Annotated in this window: 11 protein-coding genes; 9 read left to right on the forward strand and 2 right to left on the reverse strand. The window is 42.8% G+C overall.

The genetic code is table 11. The annotated features are described in order from the left end of the window. Positions 1 to 4: 4 nt before the first annotated feature. Entirely contained in the window at positions 5 to 1,153 is a 1,149-nt protein-coding gene (carA, locus tag IM456_RS17630; protein ID WP_149985450.1) for a glutamine-hydrolyzing carbamoyl-phosphate synthase small subunit, read from the reverse strand. Between the two features lie 197 nt (positions 1,154 to 1,350). On the opposite strand from carA, the gene IM456_RS17635 reads away from it, so the two are divergent. Both IM456_RS17635 and IM456_RS17640 read left to right on the forward strand, forming a co-directional pair. Then, complete coding sequence (locus tag IM456_RS17635) at positions 1,351 to 2,262, forward strand: helix-turn-helix domain-containing protein (protein WP_287692503.1); 912 nt, start codon at positions 1,351 to 1,353, stop codon at positions 2,260 to 2,262. 384 nt (positions 2,263 to 2,646) lie between these two features. Then, a complete protein-coding gene (locus IM456_RS17640) occupies positions 2,647 to 5,364 on the forward strand; it encodes an AAA-like domain-containing protein (RefSeq protein WP_287692502.1) in 2,718 nt (905 codons plus the stop codon). Here the strand turns inward: IM456_RS17640 and IM456_RS17645 are convergent. After that, positions 5,361 to 6,803 carry an AAA-like domain-containing protein gene (locus IM456_RS17645; protein WP_287692500.1) on the reverse strand — a complete coding sequence of 481 codons (1,443 nt, stop codon included), beginning with the start codon at positions 6,801 to 6,803 and terminating at the stop codon, positions 5,361 to 5,363. The genes IM456_RS17640 and IM456_RS17645 overlap by 4 nt on opposite strands. A gap of 623 nt (positions 6,804 to 7,426) precedes the next feature. Between IM456_RS17645 and IM456_RS17650 the strand changes: the two genes are divergently transcribed. The 7 genes from IM456_RS17650 to IM456_RS17680 all read left to right on the forward strand — a co-directional run bounded on the left by IM456_RS17650 (position 7,427) and on the right by IM456_RS17680 (position 25,152). Next, entirely contained in the window at positions 7,427 to 8,356 is a 930-nt protein-coding gene (locus IM456_RS17650; RefSeq protein WP_002776853.1) for a VOC family protein, read from the forward strand. A gap of 31 nt (positions 8,357 to 8,387) precedes the next feature. Continuing rightward, complete coding sequence (locus IM456_RS17655) at positions 8,388 to 9,050, forward strand: nitroreductase family protein (protein ID WP_287692498.1); 663 nt, start codon at positions 8,388 to 8,390, stop codon at positions 9,048 to 9,050. A 93-nt stretch (positions 9,051 to 9,143) separates the two neighbouring features. Then, positions 9,144 to 12,938, forward strand: coding sequence for an AMP-binding protein (locus tag IM456_RS17660; protein WP_287692496.1), 3,795 nt, complete (start codon positions 9,144 to 9,146; stop codon positions 12,936 to 12,938). Between the two features lie 195 nt (positions 12,939 to 13,133). Further along, the gene (locus IM456_RS17665) at positions 13,134 to 18,578 is read left to right on the forward strand and encodes a type I polyketide synthase (RefSeq protein WP_287692494.1); all 5,445 of its coding nucleotides are present in this window, start codon (positions 13,134 to 13,136) and stop codon (positions 18,576 to 18,578) included. A gap of 40 nt (positions 18,579 to 18,618) precedes the next feature. Beyond that, entirely contained in the window at positions 18,619 to 22,581 is a 3,963-nt protein-coding gene (locus IM456_RS17670; RefSeq protein ID WP_287692491.1) for a beta-ketoacyl synthase N-terminal-like domain-containing protein, read from the forward strand. A 28-nt stretch (positions 22,582 to 22,609) separates the two neighbouring features. After that, positions 22,610 to 23,929 (forward strand): flavin-containing monooxygenase, encoded by a 1,320-nt coding sequence (locus tag IM456_RS17675; RefSeq protein WP_287692489.1) that lies wholly within the window; start codon positions 22,610 to 22,612, stop codon positions 23,927 to 23,929. A gap of 47 nt (positions 23,930 to 23,976) precedes the next feature. Beyond that, the gene (locus tag IM456_RS17680; RefSeq protein WP_287692487.1) at positions 23,977 to 25,152 is read left to right on the forward strand and encodes a type III polyketide synthase; all 1,176 of its coding nucleotides are present in this window, start codon (positions 23,977 to 23,979) and stop codon (positions 25,150 to 25,152) included. The last annotated feature ends 9 nt before the right edge of the window (positions 25,153 to 25,161 follow it).

Here is a 25,161-nt window from a genome sequence, read left to right on the forward strand (position 1 = left end):
AAATTTACGACCGATCCTTTTTTGCTTGCCGCATTAAATCGACAAATTTGGCAAACAGATAATCGGCATCGTGGGGGCCGGGACTGGCTTCGGGGTGGTATTGTACCGAGAAAAAGGGCAAAGACCTGTGTTTTAAACCCGCTACGGTGCGATCATTGAGGTTGAGATGGGTAATCTCCACTTGCGGATTTAAAGATGCCTCCTGCACGGCAAAACCGTGATTCTGACTGGTAATTTCCACCTGTTGCCGCAGTCCACAGGGTTGATTTAACCCGCGATGACCAAATTTCAGTTTAAAGGTTTCTGCTCCTAGGGATAGCCCCAAAATTTGATGACCCATACAGATGCCAAAAGTGGGTTTTTCCCCTTGTAAAAGTTGCTTGGCTAGGGCAATACCTTCGGTGACAGCCGCCGGATCTCCCGGTCCGTTAGAAAAGAAAATACCATCGGGATTATAGGCGGCGATTTTTTCTGGGGGAGTGTCGGCGGGAACCACGATCACCCGACAACCGTAGCTGGCTAAACGCCGGAGAATATTGCGTTTGATGCCAAAATCGATCGCCACCACCGTTAACGGTTCTTGATCACTATCAATTGGTGCAAATTCCCAGGCGGACGGGGTGGGAGTCGTCCATTCGTACACTTCCTTGGTGGTAACTTCTTTAACGAGATTTAACCCCGCCATACTGGGGGCCGCCTGCACCAGCCGCAGTAAATCGTGATAATCGAGTATTTCCGTAGAAATTGCCCCATTCATCGCCCCAACCGAGCGAATTTTGCGGGTCAGAGACCGGGTATCGATGCCATAGATGCCAATAACATCATGATCGGCCAGATAATCCGGTAGGGATTGGCTAGAACGCCAATTACTGGGCCGATGGCAGATATTTTTGGCGATCGCTCCTTTCACCTGGGGACGAATTGACTCCTCATCCTCGGGGTTAACCCCCGTATTTCCCAATTCCGGATAGGTAAAAGTGACGATTTGACCGGCATAACTGGGATCGGTGAGGACTTCCTGATAACCAGTCATCCCCGTGTTAAAGACAACTTCGCCGACGGTGGTTCCCTTGGCCCCGAAGGAATAACCCTCGTAGACTGTACCATCGGCCAGAACTAATAAGGCTTTTTGACTAGCAGCACTTGATATCATCGTCAATTTTTTAATCTTGAGTAGTGGTGAGAAACAGAAGTCAAGGATAGACTAGAACAGGGACTAGAAAACGAATTGCTTAGTTTTAATTGGCTAGAGCGTTTTATGATTAAGAGTACATCCGCTCAAGGACAACAGCTTCCCCTGACTAGCCATCGGCAAGATCCTATCGCTTAAAAAATAACTATATAAGTAATATGAGTCCAAGAAAACTGACTGATGCCACGAAAAAAGAAATTCTTAAGCTTTATCGGGAAACGGAGGCCACCACTTCCACCTTAGCCGAGCGTTATGGCGTGAGTAGTTCTACGGTCAGTCGTTTTCTCAAAAATTCTTTTTCTAGCGAGGAATACGAGCAATTAATCCAGAAAAAACGCTTGGCCCGCAATCCTCGTGGCCTTGAGGAGGAGGGAGCAGCAGCGGATTTACCGGAAAAAGCGATCGAGGTGATTGGTTTTCCGGCAGCCCACATCGCAGCTAAGGATGAGCGGGATTTTGAGCAACCGATCGCTTCTGTGGAACAATTAACTCTGTTAATGGATACCTCTTACTCGCCAGAAGCAGATCATTCGGAAGATATAGAAATTAATGGCGATAAACCACTAGAAGACGCTAATTTAACCGAGTTTTTCGTCGAAGCTATCGAGGAAGAGGAGGAGGAAGATGAGCTTGACGAGGATTGGGATGAGGATGAAGATGAGGAGGATGAAGATGAGGAGGATGAAGATGAAGATGAAGACGAGGAGGAGGAGGAACTAGCGGGGAGCTATTTAGGCCCGACTATCGTTAAAACAGCCCAATTACAGATATTACCCCTATCGGCGGCGGCTTTTCCCAAAACCTGTTACTTGGTCATTGATCGCGCTGCCGAATTAATCACCCGTCCCCTCAAGGATTTTGCCGAATTGGGTAAGGTTCCCCCTCAGGAAATCCAGCAGCGCACCCTCCCCATCTTTGAAAGTCATCGCATCGCTCGTCGTTTCTCCAAGCGCAAGGAAAAAGTGATTAAAGTTCCCGACGGTCGCCTGATCGAAAAAGCTCACGCTCAACTGGAAGCTAAAGGGATCACCCGTCTGCTCATGGATGGTCGTATCTACGCTTTAGAGTAGGGAATTAGGGGATAGGAGACTTTTCAGTCTCCTCCGAACCCGTTGCTGAGGGTGGGGACTCGCACAGGTTCACAGCTGGCTGTTGACTCCAGCAGGTTCACTGCAAGGGGAAGCCAAAAAAGGAAACAAGCAGCCATGAACAATAACGAGATTGTGACTGTTCTCAAGGCTTTCTGTCAAGCCTGATTGAGATGCTCTTACCCTGTCATTTTAGATGAGTTTACCCTAAGAAAATATGCCAATCTCATTCAGAGTAGAACTAGCTTACCAATAATCGGCTATTAGTGAGCGAGGTTTTTTCTGGATTTATCACCAGGGTTAGTGTAGTTCAAACTGGTATTACTTACCCAAGTTTTGGTTATCTGGTCAATAAAATATCGAAATATGCAAGAAAACGGAACCGCCGAGAATGTTTATAAGTTTTCTAGTACCCTATCTCCTTCCGATCCAAGCTATGTGGATAGAAGGGCTGATCTGGAATTGTACCAAGCTCTGATGAACAGTCAGTATTGTTATATTTTCAATTCTCGCAAAATGGGCAAGTCGAGTTTGACAGTACGCATCCAAACTCAAATTGAAGCCCAAGGAGTTGCCTGTTCCCGTATAGACTTAAATGAATTAGGGACATCAGTAGATCAATCTAGCTGGTATCATTCCTTAATTATTGAAATTGCCGAACAATTAAACCTAAACATGACGGATTTAGAATCTTGGATCGCCAGTCAATCTGTTTCTAATGTTGGGTTACTTAGACAATTTATTAAAGAAATTTTATTGAGAAAAATTTCAACCGGCATTGTTATTTTTATTGATGAAATTGATGTGGTTAGAAAACTACCTTTTGCTACTGATGACTTTTTTGCTTACCTTAGGTCTTGTCATGAAAAGCGAGTTATTAATGCAGATTTTAATCGTATTTCATTTGTTTTAATTGGCACGGCTACCCCCAATCAATTAATTCAGGATAGTCAAAGAACTCCTTTCAATATTGGTAAAGCAATTGAATTAAATGGACTGTCGTTAGAAGATAACTGTCAACCCTTGATGCAAGGACTAGAAGGGTTGGGTGTGTCCCCTCAAGAAATTCTACAAGAAATTTTTAGCTGGACTAATGGTCAACCTTTTCTAACTCAAAAATTGTGTTATTTAATGGCCAAGTTTAAAGTTCAAATACCTCGGTCTCTCTTATCAGCTTGGATGCGAGATTTTGTTTATAAACACATTATTGATAACTGGGAAAAAAAAGATGAACCTGCTTTTTTATCAAGTATAAGAGAGCGACTTATTTATCATCCTGACCAAGGGTATTTACTAAGGGTTTATGCTAATGTTTTAAAAGGTAAATTGGTGAAAGCGAGTAACACACCAGAACATGATGAATTATTACTATCTGGATTAGTTATCGTCGATAATCAGGGCTATCTTAGAGTGGCTAATGCTATTTATCAGGCAATTTTTAATCAAAAATGGTTATATAATGTATTAGCAGCTAGTCGTCCTTATCAATCGGAAATTGCTAAGTGGGAAGACTCAAATTTTACCGATACAAATTGTTTACTGACAGGTAAAAAGTTAGAGGAATCTAAAAAATGGCAAGAAGATAAAGAATTAGATAGTATCGATTATCGTTTTTTAGCAGCCTCTGAAAGCATTACTCGTCAAAAACAATCTCGTTTATTTATGTTAGCAGCGGGAATATTTACTAGCATTGTTACAGGGTTACTTGGGTTGGGATTCTACCAGTCATGGCTGTTACCTTACTTTTATAAAATTCCCTATACTAAGGAGCCTGAACTATTTAGCCAAGGCGAAAAAAAGCTACTTATTAAACAGGAAAATTTTTATAAAGATCGGGGTATTTTGGCTTTTAAAAATGCTAATTATTTGGAAGCTAAACAGTTATTCAAAAAAGCCTATCTCGCTCATCCTGAAGATGCAGAAACCTTGATTTATTATAATAATGCTATCGCTTATTTAAGTAATAATTATGTTACTTTGGCGGTGGTTATTCCCAGTGGCAAAAAAAATGAAATTTCCCAAGAAATCCTGAAAGGGATTGCTCAAGCACAATATTTATTTAATAGCCAATTACCGACAAGTGCGAATAATTTATTTTTAAATATCGTTATTGCCAATGATAATAATGACGAAAAAGTTGCTAAGATAGTCGCCAAGGAAATCGTTAAAGACCCCAAAGTTATTGGAGTAATTGGACATTATTCTAGTGAAGCCACCTTAGCAGCTTTACCTATCTATGAAAGAGCCAAAATTACTTTAATTTCTTCGACAAGTTCCTCGGATGTAATTGAGAGTGAATACTTTTTTAGAACCGTTATCACCAATGAAAAAATTGGTGAAACTTTAGCTAATTATGCCAGCCAACATGATCTAGATAAGGTAATTGTTTTTAATAATTCTAACCAGATTGATAGCCAAGAACTTACTCAAGAGTTTCATCAAGCTTTCCAAAAAAAAGGCGGTAAAATCACTAAAGTAATTGATTTATCATCTTCCCTAGATATTGACGCAGAAGTTTTCAAAGCATTTTCCCAAGATCAAGTTAGAGGAATTGTCTTATTTCCCAGTTTGGAATCAGCTTCTGTGGTAGTAGAATTATCCCATACTCTTGAACAGTTGAATACCAGCACCACTCCAGAACTGAAAAATAAGCTAGTTCTTTTAGGGAGCCATTCCATGTATGAACATGAAATGTTGGTTGATAGCGGTAAATTTATTGATAATTTAGTTTTGGCTGTGCCTTGGTTTTCCCATCTAATTAAGTCCCAAAATTTTGTCAGAGATGCTCAAGCTTTATGGAAAGAAGATATTAGTTGGCGAACCGCTACCAGTTATGATGCGGCCCAATCATTTATAGCTGCTATTAGAGCCTTGCAATCCCAGAATAAAATTTCTTCAGAGTTGATACAAGAATATTTAGAAAACCTCAATCTTTCGGCCAGTTTGACCTCAGGCAATTCTCTCAGGTTTGTAGATAATGAATCCGAATCTAATCGAGAACCAATTACTGTCAGGGTTAAGAGTAAGTTAGAAGCAAAACTTGAAAACTCAATTCAGTTTCAATTGGAATCTCAACGAGACTAATCAAGCAAGTCGTCAAAATATACTTGATACAAATTGCAACGCACCTCTAGGGTATCATAACTTTTGTGGATCAGTCCCAATCGTTCCAAAAATTGGACAGATTCTCCTTTCATTTGAGCCGGAGTCAGAGCTTTTTTCTGAAGAATTTGCCTAAAAATATTCCGTAGGTTAGCATTACTTTTCAGATATCTCATCAGTAGGAAAAAATGACTTTGAAATGGCTCTCGTCCCTGCAAGGCATCATCTAGAACCTTTTCTAGAGAATTCCCTTCTTGCAATTTTACCAAGATTAACTTAATTAAATAAGGATTACCTCCCACTAAGTTCATGACCTTGTGAACATCTGATAACGTCCAATTCATGCCATTAACTTGAGCGAAAGAGAGAACTTGTTCCGCATTAAAATCCGATAAACTAGCCACATAACCTACACCAATTAAGGGAGAGGCATAAAAATCGTAGTTGCTATAAAATTCCGTTGAATGAATAATAATTAAGCGTAGTTTCCGCCAAGGTTGAGAACGTCTTTCATGCCAACTTCTGAGAATACCACAAATTTCATTACCGATTGTTTCAGTTTCCAAAATTGTATCAAATTTTTCAAAGACAAAAACCAGAGGATTAGCACTGGGTTGGAGAACATATTCCTCTAAATATCGTCGAGTTTTGTGGGCAGGAGTTCCGGGACGAGACCAAAATTTATCGAGAAGAGATTCGTTAATCTTTAATTCTTGGGTAATGGTACGACAAATCGACAGCAGCAAGTCTTCACAACTAAGGGCAATAGTGGCTTTTTCCTCCTCACAATCAATGATAACTGGTTGATAATTATCTTGTTTGAGATGATGGACTAACCAATTAACTAAACGGGTTTTGCCACTATTATGAGGTGCGCGAATTCTTAGCAACGATTGTTCTTGCTGAAGAACTTTGAGACAATTTTCCTCCAGAGGTGGACGTTTCACATAATCCTTAATATAGGTCTGATAATCCTGTTGTTTTTCCTCATCTAAAGAGGAGAGAATAGCAGCAATTGCGGGAGATTGATGTTTACTTTTGTTTGCCCACTCTTGATCAAAGCTCCTTAGGTTAGTTAAAATATCATGACCCCGTTGCCAAAAAGTAATTTGAAAAGTACGAATTTTTCCTTGATTATTGAGACGATGATCTTCCAAAATACCTAAAAACTTTTCGTTAAGATATTCTGTCAAAGCATCCCGAATTTGCCATAACTCCAGCTTTTGACCACATTTTTCGGTCAGCATTTCTAAAGCATTAAGTTCGGCTTGAATTTTCAATTTTTTCTCATTAATCCAGCTAAATTTAATAGCCAGATTTTCACAATTATCCACCTCGTAGTTAGCAAACTTTAACAGAGCATTAAGCAGATATTTGGTTCTTTGCCTGGGAATATCCCCATAGGTAACTTTTCTAGACATTATCTCAAGTTTAGTAATTAAGGACTTTGCTGGTAATTGAAAAATTTAAGTAATGATTTGGTTACGGAATAAACTTAAAACAGTGACTTTGCTATCCTCCTTTTTGAGTGCAAGCTTCGCTCCCCTGTTTAACGGCGTGCGCTAAATCCAAGCGAATCGATTTTTAGGGGTACTGGCAAGGTTTGATTCATCCTCCACAAAGGTTTCTCTGCTATTTTATGAGTTTTTTCACCTACCCACTTAGCCCTATTTGGCGGGCCTGGTGGTTGTGGCTGTTGACCATCCAAGTATTTCCAAGTAGTAACATGAATTTCCCGTTATGGCAACGATAGCGGATTTTTCTAGACGACCTTGACCACATCTCTCAAAAAAATTTTCCGCAAAACCCCGAAGTTCCCCAAGGTTTTTCTCCACCCCCAAGTTACTCAAACTCCAGTCTGGGATAGCAATTGAGGGCAAGAAAAATTAGCCTTTGACTGTGGGTGTACTCACAATGCCATAATCAACCACAACAAGGTTCAGATTTTCTTAATAGTCTTTTTACCCTTGCTATGGCAGCACTTTGACCGATATCTGTCTGGCTATTTTGTGCCGAATTAGACAACTCTACTGGATGACCGACTATGACTAAAATTGCTGATATTGCCTACGTTACCTATCAACATCCGGATTTAGACCTGTGCGAACGTTTTTTGAGGGATTTTGGCCTGATTACCGCAGTTAAAACCGATACAGCCTTGTATATGCGAGCTAGAGGCAAAAAACAGTTTGTCTATGTCGTAGAATGGGGAAAAGAAGCTAAATTTGTCAGTTTTGCCCTAGAAGCGACATCAGAATCCGTCTTACATGAACTAGCCACTTTAGCCTCCGCTTCGACCGTGGAAACCCTGTTCACCCCCGGCGGTGGTCAGCGCATCAAAATTATTGACCCCAACGGTTTTAACCTAGAATTGGTCTACGGTATCGAGGAAGTGGAACCTTTGCCGATTCCTGAACCCCTAGAATGGAATCACGCTAGTCGGAAAACCCGTTTAGGTCGCACCCAAAGGCCGAAAAAAGAACCCGCACCTATTTTACGTCTAGGTCATCTAGCTATTGATGTCAAAGACTTTGAGGAAAGCTATCACTGGTATCAGCAGACTTTTGGCTTAAAAGCAACAGATTTAATTTATTACGGCCATCCCAGTTTACGAGTCGGGGGTTTTCTTCGTTGTCAACGGGGAGACGAATGGGTTGATCATCACACCATCGCCATGTTGCAAGGTTCTCACCCCAAAGTCCATCATACTGCCTTCGAGGTGCAAGATTTTGACTCTATTAAAATCGGCCACGATTGGTTACGAGAAAAAGGATGGACTCCTGTGTGGGGTATTGGTCGCCATTTGTTGGGAAGTCAAGTGTTTGACTATTGGCAAGATCCTTTCGGTAGCCTCATTGAACATTTTACCGATGGGGACCTTTTTGAGCAAACCACCGAGCCAGAACTTCACGCGGGTGGGTTAGATATTCTCTATCAATGGGGACCGGCGATTCCCGAAAGTTTTTTAGGTTAAACCGTTGAAAACGTCTCATAAAAGGGTTTAGATGATGAATATTGCTGAAATATTTCAAAAAAGACGCTCTACTCGTAAATTTCGCACCGATGCCATTCCCGAAGAAATTTTAGCCGAAATTTTTCGTTTAGGATTCCAAGCTCCCTCTAGTTATAATTTGCAACCATGGCGATTTATAGTGGTTAGAGAACCAGAAAATAAGGCAAAATTGCGAGAATTCGGCTTTCAACAAGATAAATTGGTCGATGCACCCGTGGTTTTAATCTGTTGTGGCGATCGCCAAGTTAACCATCGTGGTTACATTAATCAAGTGATTGAGTTAGGAAAGCAAGAGGGGACGATTTCCGAAAAACGGGCCAAGTTCATGCACATGGCCATTCCGCCTTTTTTCCAATTTAAACCCTGTTATCAGTCTCCAGAAGCTTGGAGCAACCGACAAGTTATGATTGCGGTTACTTATCTCATGATAGCGGCGCAAAGCTTGGGGGTGGATAGTTGTCCCCTAGAAGGATTTGTGGCTAAACCCTTGCGCGAGTATTTCCAAATTCCCGATACGGTCGATGTCTGTTGTCTCTTAGCCTTGGGATACGCCGATGAACCCTTGAGCGAGTATGGGGGACGTTTTGGGACTCAGAAGCTCTGCTATGGCGAAATTTACGGAGAAACCTTTAATTTAAGCCCAAATCACCCCTAGAATTCTAGTCGCCCCCCGTCACCAGGAACTTTTCCCGGTGCGAGAGGATTAAATCTTTGTCTTCGATTCCATTTAATAATAGGGAGTAAAAAAATGACTCTTTGTTTAGATACTAAGCTTAATTTGTCAGAAATAAGCAGTTTAGTCGATATTATTCGTTATCGCGCCCAATATCAACCCCAAAAAACGGCTTATACCTTTTTAGTCGATGGCGAAACCGAAGAAAAACGCCTTACCTACGGGGAATTATTTCTGGAAGCGCAAGCGATTGCCAATAGTCTCCAATCCATCCTATTACCGGGGGAACGAGTTTTATTAGCATACCCTTCGGGATTAGAGTTTATTAGTGGGTTTTTCGGCTGTTTATTAGCAGGAGTAGTGGCAATTCCAGTTAATTTGCCCAAGAAAAACCAAAAGATGGCTCGCTTAACTTCTATTATTAATAATTCGCAAGCAAGCTTACTTTTAAGCACACAATCGGAATTAGACCAATTAAAAAGGCAACTAGACAGGGACATTCCCTTTCTAGCTACGGATAGCTTAATCGGCAAAAGTTTAGCCGAAGACCACCCCACTCAGATAAAAGCAGATACCTTAGCCTTTTTACAATACACCTCTGGTTCCACGGGGACTCCCAAAGGAGTGATGGTCAATCACGAGAATCTTTTGACCAACCTCCGAGATTTAGATTTAGGCTGGGAACACGATGAAAAGAGCGTTATGGTGACATGGTTGCCAACTTTTCATGATATGGGGCTAATTTATGGCATTTTACTGCCTTTTTATCGAGGATTTCCCTGTTATCTAATGTCTCCGGTTTCCTTTTTACAACGTCCTTTCGGTTGGTTAAATGCCATCAGCAAATACAGGGCCACCCACACTGCCGCCCCTAATTTTGCCTATAAACGTTGTCTTGACAAGATTAAAGAGGAGCAGCTGACGGATTTAGACTTAAGCAGTTGGAAAGTGGCTTTAAATGGCGCAGAAACCGTCAGAATGGAAATTTTGAGCGCATTTGCTCGTAAATTTGCCCCCTGTGGTTTTGAGTTTGCCGCCTTTTGTCCGGGTTATGGTTTAGCCGAGGCCACCTTAAAAGTTGCTGCTGTCAGGAAAAATCAAGTTCCTCAAATCTGCTGGGTTGAAAAAGCCGCTTTAAACCGTCATCAAATCGTTTTTACGGAAAAAAGCCCAAATTCTCAATCCTTAGTCAGTTGTGGACAAACAGAAATCGACACAGAAATTGCCATTGTTAATCCTGAAACCTGTCAACGCTGTCCCTCCCAGCAGGTGGGAGAAATTTGGGTGAAAGGCAAAACCGTTGCCCAAGGCTATTGGCAACATCCCGAAGCTACAGAAAAAACTTTTCAAGCAGTTATCGCCGATACCGGACAGGGTTTTTATTTGCGTACAGGGGATTTAGGTTTTATTCATCAGGGTCAACTATACATCACCGGACGCTTGAAAGACCTGATGATTATTCGCGGCGGTAACTACTATCCCCAGGATATCGAACAGACCGTAGAACAATGCTATCCCGACTTTTGCCCCAGTGGAACTGCCGCCTTTACCGTAGAAATCGAGGCAGAAGAAAAGTTAGTCCTGGTTCAAGAGGTGGAAAGAACGGCAATTCGCCGTTTTAACCAGCAAAAAGCCCTAGAAGCAGTTCGTCGAGCGGTTTTTCAAGAACACGAATTGCAAGTTTATGATATCGCTTTTATCAAACCCGCATCTCTGTCCAAAACTTCTAGCGGCAAAATTCAACGCCACGCTTGCCGTCAACAGTATTTAAACCAGCAACTTCCACTAATTTCATCTCCTATGCCGACGCTAACCCCCCCCCTCAGCAGTCACCAAGCTGGCCCCACAACCGCTAGTCAAGAAAAAACCGAGCAAATCTTGACTTGGTTGCGAGATTACGCCAAAACTCGCATTAATTCCCATCTGATTGATGACCGTCGTTGTGTGCCGCCCTATATTGTCATGGATTTTGGCAATCAAGGACTGATGGGAATGCAGATTCCTGAAGAATACGGGGGAATAGCCCTTAATAATCGCAATTTTTTGCAGGTGATGGAACAATTAGCCGCCATTGATTTAACTCTGGCGACGATGGTCAGTCTCAATAACAGCTTAGGTATCCGTCCGCTGCTCAACTACGGGACTATTTCCCTCAAGCAAGAATTATTACCTCTTTTAGCGACAGGAAGACAATTATCCTCCTTTGGCATGACGGAACCGGAAGCAGGAGCGAATATCGGGGCAATTAGTACCGTTGCAGTGCCGGATGGCCGAGATAAATGGCGAATTCGCGGCCTTAAGCGTTGGAATGGTTCTGCTTGGGCCGGAATGATTAATGTTTTTGTCCGTTTGCTTGATTCCGAAGAACCGGGGAATAACGGTTTGACAGGTTTTCTTGTCCGTCAAGGTACCCCCGGGCTGCGTTTGGGACCTGAATCCCTAACTATGGGATTACGGGGAATTATGCAAAATGCCATCTATTTTGAGGATGTTTTAGTCACTAAAGAGCAATTGCTGGGAGAATTGGGCAATGGCACTGAACCCGCCGACGATGCTTTACTTTATGCCCGTTTAGGTATTGGCATGATGGGAGTTGGCGGCATGAAACGCTGTCTACAATTAATGTTACGTTATGCCAGTCGTCGTTCGATCGCTACCGGTAAATTGCTAGAAAGTCCGATTACTTTAGCCCGTTTTGACCATTTAACTGGGGCTACTGTGGCCTTGTCCAGTCTCTTAAAGTGTATCACCACCGCATTAGACCAAAAAGTGGCCGTTCCCAGGGAAATGGCCGTTATTGCCAAGATTACGGGGGCTGATTACCTCTGGGAAGCGGCCGATAGTCTCGTTCAGATGCTGGGGGGTAGAGGTTACATGGAAACTAATCTTGCCCCGCAAATTCTCCGGGATGCCAGAGTTTTACGAATTGGCGAAGGTCCTAACGAAAGTTTGAAAATCTTTTTGGGCAAAAGTATCACCCATACGGACAAATTAGGCGAATTTCTGACAAAAGTTCTGGAAGCGCCCGAGATTGCCCTGCAACTCCACAGCACCGCCCAATCTATTAATCAGCGTTGTCTCCAGTCTAATCTCTGGGGTGATCGTTCTGCCGCCTTAGCTTGGGCCTATTCTTTAATCGGAGAATTGGGTTGTTACGCCGCTTTAGTAGCAACAACGGCGAAAATGGCCCAAATTCACCCCGGGGAAAAGTACAGTCATGCCCTAGCTTGGAGTCAATTGCAGTTTGATTTATCTGTGCAGAAAGCTCTCCGGGGAACACCCGAAGAAAACTTTGCTTCTTCGGTGGCAACTATCCGCGATCGTATCCTCGATTATACTCAATCTATTGATGATATCGAACAACGTCTAGAGGGTTCCGATTATCAACTCGACGAGTTATTGACGTTGGAACCAGAAGCTAAACAGACTCATCCTCAAGCTGAAACTTCTCTGGTCGAAATTGCTAGTCAACCGCGGCAAGACCGAGTAAATAGCCCCTCTAGTCCGAAAAAGTCCCTTCTTAGCCAACAAACTCCCGAAAAGGTGGAAATGTGGTTAGGTAATTGGTTACACCAGAAATTAAAGGTCAATCCAGCCACTATCCAAACCAGCCAGTCTTTTGCTGATTTTGGCTTAGATTCAATTTTTGCCGTGGAATTAGCCCAAGATCTTGCCGATTGGTCGGGAATCCCCGTCGAAGCCACCATTGTTTGGAATTATCCCACTATTGATAGTTTGGCAGAATATTTAGCTAACCAGATTAATCAAAGCAATACGGCGGCTGAATCGACAAATAATCGAGAAAAAAGCGAAATTTTAGCAGTTTTACCCCAAATATCCGAAGAAGAAATCTCTGCTTTCTTTAGTTAATCGCTGGTGGGGATAGGATAGCTAATTTCCCTTGTCCTATCCCCCACCTCGGAGTCACGGGGACAATTGTGACTATGCAACTAAATTTTCCCATCCCGACAGTATCAAGGTTTTTCCCGCTTATCCGTGACTTTTTCCCGAGCATAACCTGAGATGAAAGTGACGTGACATAACAAGACAAGAGTTGTTAGGAATATGAATCAACAAAAACAAGCTTTTTTAGAACAATACAAACACCTCGATGCAATGGTCAAAGCGCAAACCGAACCCATCGCTATTGTGGGGATGGGCTGTCGTTTTCCCGCAGGAGTCAATGATTCCGCAAGTTATTGGCAGTTATTGGTTAATGGCATCGATGCAGTAACAGAAATTCCCCTAGAACGTTGGAATATTGACGACTATTATCACCAAGATGCCGATGTTCCGGGGAAAATGTATAGTCGGGAAGGGGCATTTTTAGACAAAGTTGACGAATTTGACCCAGCTTTCTTCGGCATCTCACCCCGGGAAGCCGCCGCCATGGATCCGCAACAACGGTTACTGTTAGAAGTCTGTTGGGAATCCCTAGAAAATGCGGCTATTGCGCCCGAAAGTTTGATTAATAGTCAAACTGGCGTATTTATGGGCATTTTTCGCGATGATTATGCCCAATTGTGTTTTCATCAAGGCGTAGTCAATCACATTGATGCTTACAACAGTTTAGGAACCAGTCGCGCTATTGCCGTCGGCAGAATCTCTTATCTATTTGGGTTTCACGGTCCGACTCTGCAAATTGATACGGCCTGTTCCTCCTCCCTCTTGGCAGTACATTTGGCCTGTCAAAGTCTGCGCGGCCAAGAATGTAATCTCGCTTTAGCGGGGGGTGTGAATCTGATGTTAACCCCGGCCACTGCGATTAGTAATTGTAAATTAAAAGCCGTTTCTCCCCAGGGTCGCAGTAAAACCTTTGATGCTTCGGCCGATGGTTATGGTCGGGGCGAAGGTTGCGGTGTCGTGGTCTTAAAACGTCTCAGTGATGCTCTCCGAGATGGCAATCTTATTTTCGCCCAAATTCGCGGTTCGGCTGTCAATCACGATGGAAAAAGTAATGGCTTAACCGCCCCCAATGGTCAGGCACAGGAAGCTTTACTCAGACAAGCCCTCGAAAGAGCGAAAATTCAACCTAAAGATCTGCAATACGTCGAAGTTCACGGTACAGGTACATCTTTAGGAGACCCCATCGAGGTTTTATCCTTAGGCAAAATTTATGGCCAGGGTCATAGCCAAGATAATCCCCTGATTTTGGGAACCGTGAAAACTAATATGGGGCATCTGGAAGGAGCTGCGGGGATTGCGGCGTTAATTAAGACAGTTTTACAGCTACAAAATCAGCAAATCGCCCCTAATCTTCATTTTAAGAACCCTAATCCCTATATTCCCTGGGAAAAACTGCCGGTCAAAATCCCCACCACTCTTACCCCTTGGTTGGTCAGAGAAGGAGTCCGACGGGCTGGAGTGAGCGCTTTTGGGATGAGTGGCACTAACGTCCATTTAATCGTTGAGGAAAGCAATTTTGAGCGGCTTGGTGACGAAAAACCTCATTTAGAACGTCCTTGTCATTTAATTACCCTTTCGGCGAAAAGTGAGCCAGCCTTACGGGAATTAGCTCAACGCTACTACGATTTTTTAAGTCAAAATTCCCAGACGGTCATGGCAAATCTGGCCTATACCGCTAATACTGGGCGATCGCATTTTGAGCATCGTTTAGCTATTCCCTTTGTGGCTCAAAAACAGCTTGAGCAAGCTTTAAAAGACTTTATTAGGGGTGAAAATCGCTTTTCAGGTCAAAAAAGTCTTTTAACCTCGAAAAAAGCCCCTAAACTGGCTTTTATGTGTACGGGACAGGGTTCACAATATCCCGGAATGGCTAGGGAACTCTACGAAACGCAACCGACTTTTCGCCAAACTTTAGAGAAATGTGACGAAATTTTACGGAGCTATGGGGTGAAATCCTTACTGCAAGTGTTATATGGGGACGAAAAAACCAGTCAGTTGATTAATCAGACTTTTTACAGTCAAATTACCCTATTTTCTCTGGAATATGCCCTCGCTCAACTCTGGTTATCTTGGGGAGTGAAACCCGATGCTCTCATCGGTCATAGTTTAGGGGAATATGTGGCCGCTTGTTTAGCGGGAGTCTTTAGCTTAGAAGACGGTTTGAAGTTAATTGCCCATCGGGGACGCTTAATGCAGACATTACCGAAAAACGGCATAATGGCGGCAATTTTTACTGATTCCGACAGCGTGACCAATCATCTGAGGAAGATTAGGGGCATCTGTACCATTGCTGCGGTCAATAGTCGAGAAAATACGGTCATTTCTGGCGAAACTGAGGCTATTAACCATTTAATCGCTAACTTTAATCAGAGAGGCATTGAAAGTCAGACTTTAGCGGTTTCCCATGCTTTCCATTCTCCCTTAATGACGGGTATGGTGGGAGAATTTGCCAAGATTGCCGAAACTATCACCTATAATTCCCCACGTCTTCCCCTTATTTCTAACCTGACTGGGGATGTTATCGATGCAGAGATAGCAACTTCCCAATATTGGGTTAATCATCTACTGTCTCCCGTAGAGTTTGCCCGGGGTATAGAAAGATTAGGAGAGTTGAATACGGAAATATTCCTAGAAATTGGTGCCAAAACCACCTTAATTAGCCTAGGTCAGCAAAATCTCCCCGACCAAGGTCTCTGGTTAGCTAGTTTGTCCCCAAAACAGTCGAATTGGGAAACCCTGCTCCAAAGTTTAGCGACCCTTTATGTAAAAGGGGTCAAAATTGACTGGAATGGATTCGACCTGGATTATTTACGCGAAAAAATCCCCTTACCGACCTATCCCTTCCAAAGAAAACGCTATTGGTTAGATTACATTGATTCTCAGCTAAAAACCCCGACAGTGGCGGCAGCTTTCCACCCTCTCCTACAGCAACCGCTGCATCTATTGGGGTCAAAGGATGTTCACTATCAATCCTCTCTTTCTCCCTGCTCTCCGAGCTATCTGCAAGAACATCAAGTTTTTGGCCAGGTAGTTTTCCCAGCCGCGGCCTATCTAGAGATGATTATAGTGGCAGCCGGTCAACAATATCCCAATCAGCAGTTTACTATTGGTCAATTGAGTCTGAATCGACCCTTAATTTTCTCAGACAACCAGAGTAAAAAGGTACAGTTAAGCTTACTAGCGGGGGGACAATTTCAGATTCTCAGTCTTGGGGAAGGGGAAGTTTCCCTACTGCATCTATCCGGTAATTTAACCAATGAAAACCAGGACTTACCCAGCTGCAATTGGACAGATATCCGGAACCGTTGTCACCAAAAAATCGAAATTGCACAGCATTATCAGGACTGTTTAAGTAAAGGAGTGAACTACGGGGAAAGTTTTCGAGTTATCCAGGAACTTTACCGCAATCAGTCCGAAATTGTCGCAAAAATTCAACTTTCTTCCCATCTACTCTCGCAAGCGGTGGATTACCAGCTACATCCTGTCTTACTTGATGGTTGCTTTCACGCTATGTCGGCACTATTTCCCGCAGGGAATAGCACCTATCTTCCCACTAATATTGACCGATTGACCTTTTCGGGAGTTAAGGACACCTCTATATACTGTCATGGTCGCTTCAGCCATAGCAATTTGCAAAACGGCATCTTAATCGCTGATTTGACTATTTTCAGCGAATCGGGTCAATTAATTAGCCAAATTGACGGATTAACTTTTCAACAGGCCCGGCCAGAAACCCTCTTTTCCCAGACCAACGACCTCAAGGATAGTTTATACGAAATTACTTGGCAAGCCACGGACTTGACGGGAATGGATTGGACAGAAACAGGAGATTGGTTAATTTTTGCTGACAAAAAGGGAGTAGGGCAACAATTAGCCGAAAAATTGGTGCAACAAGGGCATAGATGCCAACTTATCACCGAAAACAATCGCCAGACTTGGCAATATCTCCTCAAAAAACCCTATCAAGGTCTAATTTATCTCTGGGGAATCGATGACGACCAAGCTTTAGAAAATAATCAAAACCTAGCCGTCACTCAGGAGCGAATTTGTGGAACTTTGCTGGAAATAGTGCAAGAACTAGGCAAAATAGAGGTTAATTACTCTCCTCGCCTCTATATTGTCACCCAATCGGCTCAATACATTCCTTCTCAGCCCACAGTGATTGCCCTTGCCCAAAGTTCCCTCTGGGGATTAGGACGGACTATTGCCCTAGAATACCCAGAATTGCGCTGTCTGTGTCTAGATGGAGATAAATTTCAGGATAGCCACACCTTAGCCCTAGAGGTGTTCCAATCTTTACAAAGTGCGGAGGAGGAAAATCAAATCGTTTGGCGGCAAGGCCAGAGCTATGTGGCTCGTTTAGGGCGATTTATCCCGAAATCGTCGCTAAAAAACCGAGAAATTGCCGAAAATGCCACCTATCTTATTACTGGTGGTCTAGGGGCCTTAGGGCAGCAAGTGGCTAATTGGTTAAGGAAAAAAGGAGCAAAATCCCTCGTCTTACTGAGTCGCCGGGGAATAACTCCAGAAACCCAACCAATTATAGACCAATGGCGACAAGAGGGAACCAATGTAGAAGTTTTTGCCGCCGATGTTAGCGACTTTGGCCAAATGCGTCGGGCTTTTGAGATAATCGAGCAACAGTTACCCCCCTTAAAAGGAATTATTCACACGGCCGGGGTGTTAGAGGATGCCAGCTTATCCAAACAGACTTGGGAGAAATTTGAGCGCGTCTTTTCCCCCAAAATACTCGGCGCTTGGAATTTGCATCTCCTCAGTCAAGAAGTTGATTTAGACTGGTTTATTAATTTTTCCTCAATGGCCTCGGTGTTAGGGTCTTCTGGACAGAGTAATTATGCTAGTGCTAATGCCTTTTTAGATAGTCTAGCTCATTATCGTCAAGCGCAAGGACTGCCGGCCCTGACTATTAATTGGGGACCCTGGGCAGAGGGTGGTATGGCCGAAAATTTAGGCGAAAAAGCGAAAAAAAGGCTAATTAAACAGGGTTTTACCCCTCTTGATCCCCAAAAATGTTTGCATCTCCTCGAAACACTACTGACGACTTCTCGGACACAGGTAACTGTCGCTTCTCTCAATTGGAATAGCTTTTTTAACAGTTTCGAGAATCAAAAAATTCCGCCTTTATTACGAGATTTCCAGAGTTTTTCAGCCCCAAAATTAACCCCAGACAATAATTTTATTAATGTCTTAATTACAGTACCAATTGAGGAGCGTTTTGCGGCTTTGACTGCTCATGTTCAAGGGATTGTAGCGGAAATTCTCGCTATTCCGGCTAGAGAATTTACCCAAGTTGACCAAGGTTTTTTTGAGTTGGGAATGGATTCTTTAATGACGGTGGAATTACGCAATCGTTTAGCCAAGGATTTAGGTAAATCTCTGGCGGCAACTATCACTTTTAAATACCCAACAGTGACCAGTTTGGTCGATTATCTGGTAACTGAAGTTATTGACCTTGACTTTAGTTTAAAACCCTTAGCAATAGGAGCAAATCAAGATAGCAATATTGATCCCCTCAACGAAGAAGACTTATCCCTAGAAGAATTGTCCGATTTACTGCTACAGGAGTTAAATTCCTTAAGTTAGAAAAGCAGACCTCAAACCCTATCTAAATAACCTGTTTACCATGACACAAATACCTGCCAAAACCGATCAAATGAGCTTAATAAAAGATGCCTTAAATCAAATTAAGGTCTTAAAAACTAAGCTACATACCCTAGAAAAAGCCAAAAATGAACCAATTGCAATTATTGGTATGTCCTGTCGCTTTCCCCAGGGAGCTAATTCACCGGAAACTTTTTGGGAATTATTGCAATCAGGAACCGATGCCATCAGCGAAATTCCGCCGCAACGCTGGAATATTGACAATTATTACGATCCTAAGCCCGATGCAAGGGGAAAAGTCTATACCCGTCACGGTGGCTTCTTAAATCAACCGATAGATCAATTTGACGCTGATTTTTTTGGTCTTTCTCCCCGGGAGGTAGCACAAATGGATCCGCAACAGCGATTACTGCTGGAACTAGCCTGGGAAGCTCTGGAAAATGCGGGAATATCACCCTTAAATCGGCGAGGAAGTCAAACGGGGGTATTTATCGGCATGATGACTCAAGATTACTCCCATTTTAGCCATCATCCCGATCTGATTGATGCCTATACGGGAACGGGAAATGCTAAAAGTGTAGCTTCGGGACGTTTATCCTATCTTTTTGGATTTCATGGCCCAACTTTAACGGTTGATACTGCTTGTGCCTCCTCTTTAGTCGCTGTTCATTTAGCTTGCCAAAGTTTACGCAATAACGAGTGTGAAGTTGCCCTAGCCGGGGGAGTCAACCTAATGTTAACTCCCTTCGTTACTATCATGGAATCCCGCGCCCAGATGTTGTCTCCTGACGGTCGTTGTAAAACCTTTGATAGAACAGCGAATGGCTATGTGCGGGGAGAAGGCGGCGGTATTATAGTTTTAAAGTCTTTATCTGCGGCTATTCGGGATAATAACTTGATTTTAGGACTAATTAAAGGTTCGGCCGTTAACCATGGCGGTATGAGTAGCGGTTTAACAGTTCCCAATCAACTTAGTCAAGAACAATTGATTCGTCAAGCTTTAAAAAATGCTCAGGTAAAGCCAGAGGATATTAGCTATATTGAAGCCCATGGAACTGGCACTTCTTTGGGCGATCCCATTGAATTAGGTGCATTATCAACAGTTTTTGCTAAAAATCCCCAACCGGTTTGGGTTGGTTCCGTCAAAACTAATATCGGCCATCTAGAAGCGGCCGCTGGTATTGCCGGACTGATGAAAGTGATTTTATGCTTGCAACATCGACAAATTGCCCCCCATCTCCACTTCCAGCAACCGACACCCCATCTAGACTGGGAAAATCAGCCGCTGAAAGTTCCGACTAAAAACCGTGAATGGGTTAGTGAAAATTCTGCTCGTTTAGCTGGAGTTAGTTCTTTTGGCTTAAATGGCACTAATGCCCATATTATTCTCGAAGAATACCCTTACGAACCTCAAACGACTGCGGCACCTGATTCATCGCCCTATCTGTTCACCCTCTCAGCCAAGACCGAATCGGCTTTAATCAAACTAGCCCAAAAATACGCAAATTACCTAGAAAATGCGAAAAATATTGCTTTAAGCTCCATTTGTGCTACTAGCAATCGCAGTCGCTCCCAATTACCCCATCGTTTCACCTGTATTGTCTCTAGTCACTGCCAACTTCAAGAAAAACTAACCGCTTTCGTTCAGGGTGAACCGAGTTCTTTTCGCCAAAAAAGTGAATTTAATGGCAAAAATCGGGCAAAAATTGCCTTTCTCTTTCCAGGACAGGGTTCTCAATACCCCGGTATGGGAAGGGAACTATACCAATCCTATCCTCTATTTCGTCAAACACTCGATCGCTGTGATCAGATTCTCCGTCAATATGGGGACTATTGCCTAACGGAGATTATTGACCAAGAAAATCATCTCAATCAAACTTTTTACAGCCAACCTGCCCTATTTGCTCTCGAATACGCCCTTTTTAAACTCTGGGAATCCTGGGGAATTACCCCCCATGGGGTTATGGGTCATAGTTTAGGGGAATATGTGGCCGCCTGTGTTGCTGGAGTCTTTAGTTTAGAAGATGCCTTAAAATTAGTCTTCTATCGGGCTAAATTGATGGATTCTGTGGGAAAAAGTGGTTCAATGGTCGTTATCTCGGCTAGTGAAGCTGAAATTAGTCCTTTAATTGCCCCCTATCAATCTCAGGTAGCTATTGCCGCTATTAATGGTCAGGATAATATTGTCCTGTCTGGTGCTGCAGAGACCATAGAAATCCTGGTAAAACAGCTTCAGGTCAAAAATCTGAAGATTACCCGGTTAAATGTCTCTCAAGCTTTTCATTCCCCTCTGATGGAGGAGATTTTAGACGAGTTCCGACAAGTTGCTGAAACTATCACCTATCATCCCCCGCAACGAGCCTTAATTTCTAACCTTAATGGCAAGTTAGTCAATTTTGAGGTCACTACTCCCGATTATTGGTGTCGTCATCTCCGGTCTTCTGTTCGCTTTGCCGATGGGATAAAAACCTTACTGGACAACGGTTATGAGCTATTTGTCGAATGCGGCTCTCATCCCGTTTTATCGGCCATGGGCAGCCTACTGGATAAAAATTATCCTTGTCTTTGGTTGCCCAGTTTGCGTCGTCAAACCTCTGACCGACAACAAATCCTCGAGAGTGTCAGTCAGCTTTATCTGCGGGGATTCGCCCTGAATTGGCAAGAGATAACGACCAATCAAGACAGTAAACCCTGTATCTTACCGACCTACACCTTTGAAAGAAGTAGTTATTGGCTAAAAACAGGCGACTTGACCCCAGAAGAAGCGCAATTATTGCCTAAATTGTCGAAATATCTCCTAGAAACACCGCCGCAACCGCCAGAAGTTGTCAAAACCACCACTGCATCATCTTCTGGTCATCTAATTACCCTTGACTCTCTTTTGGCCACACCCGCAGAGAAACAGCTTAAACAACTAGAAACCTACATTATCGGTGTTTTAGAACAGATTACTGGTTTATCCGTGGTCAAGCTACATAGCAAGCAACCGCTCTCTAGTTTAGGCTTAGATTCTCTCATGTCCAGTCAATTACGACGTCAACTAGAGGAGGATTTAAAAATTATTGTTCCCGTGGAATACCTAGCGGGATTGAGTATTGAGCAGTTTTTACCGCAAATATTCAACTTAATCACCCAAAACTCCCAACCTGCAACTAGCCACAAAACTCCTCTCCCCTCAAAACAGAAAAAACCAATCAAGACGACTAAAGCCGAAAATATCTCTAATGATCCGAAACTTTGGCTAATTCGCAAACAAGCTAATCCTAACGCCAGCATTCGTCTATTTTGTTTTCCCTACGCCGGTGGGGGTGCCTCCCTATTCCAAAATTGGCTGAATTACTGCCCCAAGGAAGTGGAATTGTGGGCGATTCAACTACCCGGACGCGAAACGCGTCTTCAGGAAACTGCGATTACATCGCTAAAATCCCTGATTAATCGTCTCATTCCGATTCTGACTCCCTATTTAGACCAACCTTATGCTTTTTTTGGTCATAGCATGGGTTCTTTAATCAGTTTTGAATTAACCAGAGAATTAGCTAAAACTCGGCAAAATCTACCCCAACATTTATTTATGTCTGGATTTCGAGCGCCTCAAATTGTCAATCCCGATTTACCCATTCATCGTCTGGGAGATGAGCAATTTTTAGCAGCTTTAGGTCATTTTCAAGGAACCCCAGAAACTCTCCTCAAACATCCCGATTTAATGGCGGCTTTTTTGCCAATTTTACGAGCAGATTTCAAACTCCTAGAGACCTATTCTTATCAACAAGGTCAACCCTTAAATTGTCCTATTACCGTTTTTGGAGGCCACAACGATGCCAAGGTTTCTGCCGATCAATTACAACAATGGCAACTGCAAACCAATCAAGATTTTGTCCTGCATACCTTACCGGGAGGACATTTCTTTATCAACCAACATACGGAGAAAATTATGAAAATAATTTGCCAAAGTTTACGAGAGTTTCCTGAACAAATGACTGCCTAATCAACCAATTATTCAAGGGAGAAAAATCATGACTTTAGATTACAAAGAGCAATACTGTATTATTGGGGCTGGTGCCGCAGGATTAGCGGCGGCTAGAGCCTTAAGCAAAGCCAAAATTCCCTTTAATGTTATCGAATCTGCCCAGGATGTTGGGGGTATTTGGATTTATGATCGTCCCGATAGTCCAATGTATAAAAATACACATCTGATTGGTCATAAAACCACACAACCTTTTTCCGATTTTCCCATGCCAAAAGATTACCCAGATTATCCCAATCATCGGTTAGTCTATGAATATCTTCGCAATTATGCCGCTCATTTCAATCTCTATGATTTCATGGAATTTAATCTCAGCGTGGAGAAAGTAAAAAAAGCGGGTAACTTTTGGGATGTCACCCTTAGCAACCAAGAAACCAGACGATACCGAGGGGTTTTAATCGCTAGTGGTTATCATAGTAAACCGAATATTCCTCAATTTTCTGGGCATTTTGACGGGGAAATTATCCATTCAAAAGATTATGATAATCCCGCTCAACTAAATGCTAAAAAAGTCCTAGTAGTTGGAGCGGGACAATCAGCCATGGATTTAGTCGTCGAAGCCGCTATCAATGGCAGTAAAACTTTCCATAGTACCCGTCGTGGCTTTCTCTGTATGCCGAAATTTTTGTTCGGTTTGCCCCCAGAATGGGTGATGATTAACACGCCAATCATGAATCTAATTCCAGCCCAAGAACACATGAAAATGATGGCTTTATTATCACCAATAGCTCTATTCTTACAAGGAGTTAATCTCAAAAAGCTCAATATTCCTACAGATTGTAAAAGTAACGGTCTAATTATTCCCAACAGTGACCAACAAATCTATCGTTATTATGTGCATGGAGATGTCACCCATAAGCCTAATATCCAAGAATTAGACGGAAAGAAAGTTATTTTTGCCGATGGCAGTACAGAAGAAATTGATCTGATTATCTACGCCACTGGTTACAAAATTGAATTTTCTTTTATTGACAAATCTGATTTAAATTGGCAAGAAGGAACCACCCAGCCTAACCTCTATATGAATGTTTTTCACCCAGAGGAAAATAACCTGTTTGTCATCGGAATGGTTCATCCCACTGGCACCCACTGGCGAGTATTTGAAGAACAAAGTAATTTAGTGGCCGCTTATCTACAAGCTCAGGATAAAAAATCCCGGTTTGTCTATAAATTTGAAAAGCTAAAACGTCAAATTAGTGCCAATTTAAGTGCCGACAATAAACACCATAGCGGTACTCACTCCTTAGTGATTGACAAATTGGGTTATATACGCGAAGCCCAAGGATTAGCTCGCCGATTACTGGCTTAAATCTCCCACCATAATTAACCCCCTGAAATCCCTCTATCTTAACTCCAATGCCCTACATTATTGAGACAGCTACCGGTTTTCCAGAACATTACTATTCCCAAGAGGTTCTAGAAGTCAATATCAGAAATCATTGTGCTAATCTTCTTCAAGATTATTGCCGAGAAAATCATCTCGACTTCCAGGAACAAACCTTTTTTGATTTAGAACAAATTCATCGTTTTTTCAGTAATGTCAAAATTCAAGGGCGATACTTCACCATTCCCCTAGATGAATTCGATGCCGATAATCCTCCCGGAATCGCCCAACCCTTTCGTCAAATGGTCGATCTAACTATGGATTTAGTAACATCGACAGTAACTAATTTGCTCAAAAAAGCCGCTCTTTCTCCTAAAGAAATCTCCCTAGTTACCTCCGTTACTGTTCTTCCTTCCGTTCCTTCCCTAGAAAGTTTACTCCTCAATCGTCTAGATTTTTCCCTCGATATCAAGCGGCAAGCGTTATCGGGTGTCGGCTGTTTGGGGGGCGCCCAAGGATTAGCCAGAGTAAACGATTATCTGCAAGGACATCCCACCGAAGCAGCGATCTTGTTTACCACCGATCCCTCCTCTGGCCTTTGGCAAGGGTCAATTCATAGCGATTTAACGGAATTATTGGGACAATTACCCGAAGATCCCTCTCAATATAGCAATATCATTATGACCCTTGTGGTAGCGGCTTTATTTGGTGATGGAGTCGGTACTGTTCTCTTAGCGGGAGATGAACATCCCTTAGTCAAGCAAGGTAAAGCAAAACTGAAGATTATCGGCACTCAATCGCTGTTAATGCCCCACACAGAGCATTTAATGGCATTACCTTTAACAGACTACGGTTTTCGCCAAATTCTTCGCCCAGAAGTCTCTGATTACGTCAAGGGTGGGGTGAGAAAAGCGGTGACATCTTTACTGGAAAAAATAGGAGTTTCCCTCGAGGAAATTGTCTGTTGGATGGTGCATCCGGGAGGTCCAAAGATTCTCGATGCAATAGTTGAAGAATTCCAGTTAGAACCGGATATTCTACAGGTTAGTTGGGATATTTTGGCGGAAATTGGCAATATTGCCTCTGCTACTATCCTCTGCATTCTCGATGAAACCCTCTCCCGTCCCCATCCTCCCACGGGTTCCTACGGATTAATAATTTCCATGGGGCCTGGATTTGCTCAAGAAGCCATTTTAGTTCAATTCTAAGGATATTTA

The organism is Microcystis sp. M079S1 (assembly GCF_020246425.1).
GTDB classification, from domain to species: Bacteria; Cyanobacteriota; Cyanobacteriia; order Cyanobacteriales; family Microcystaceae; genus Microcystis; species Microcystis aeruginosa.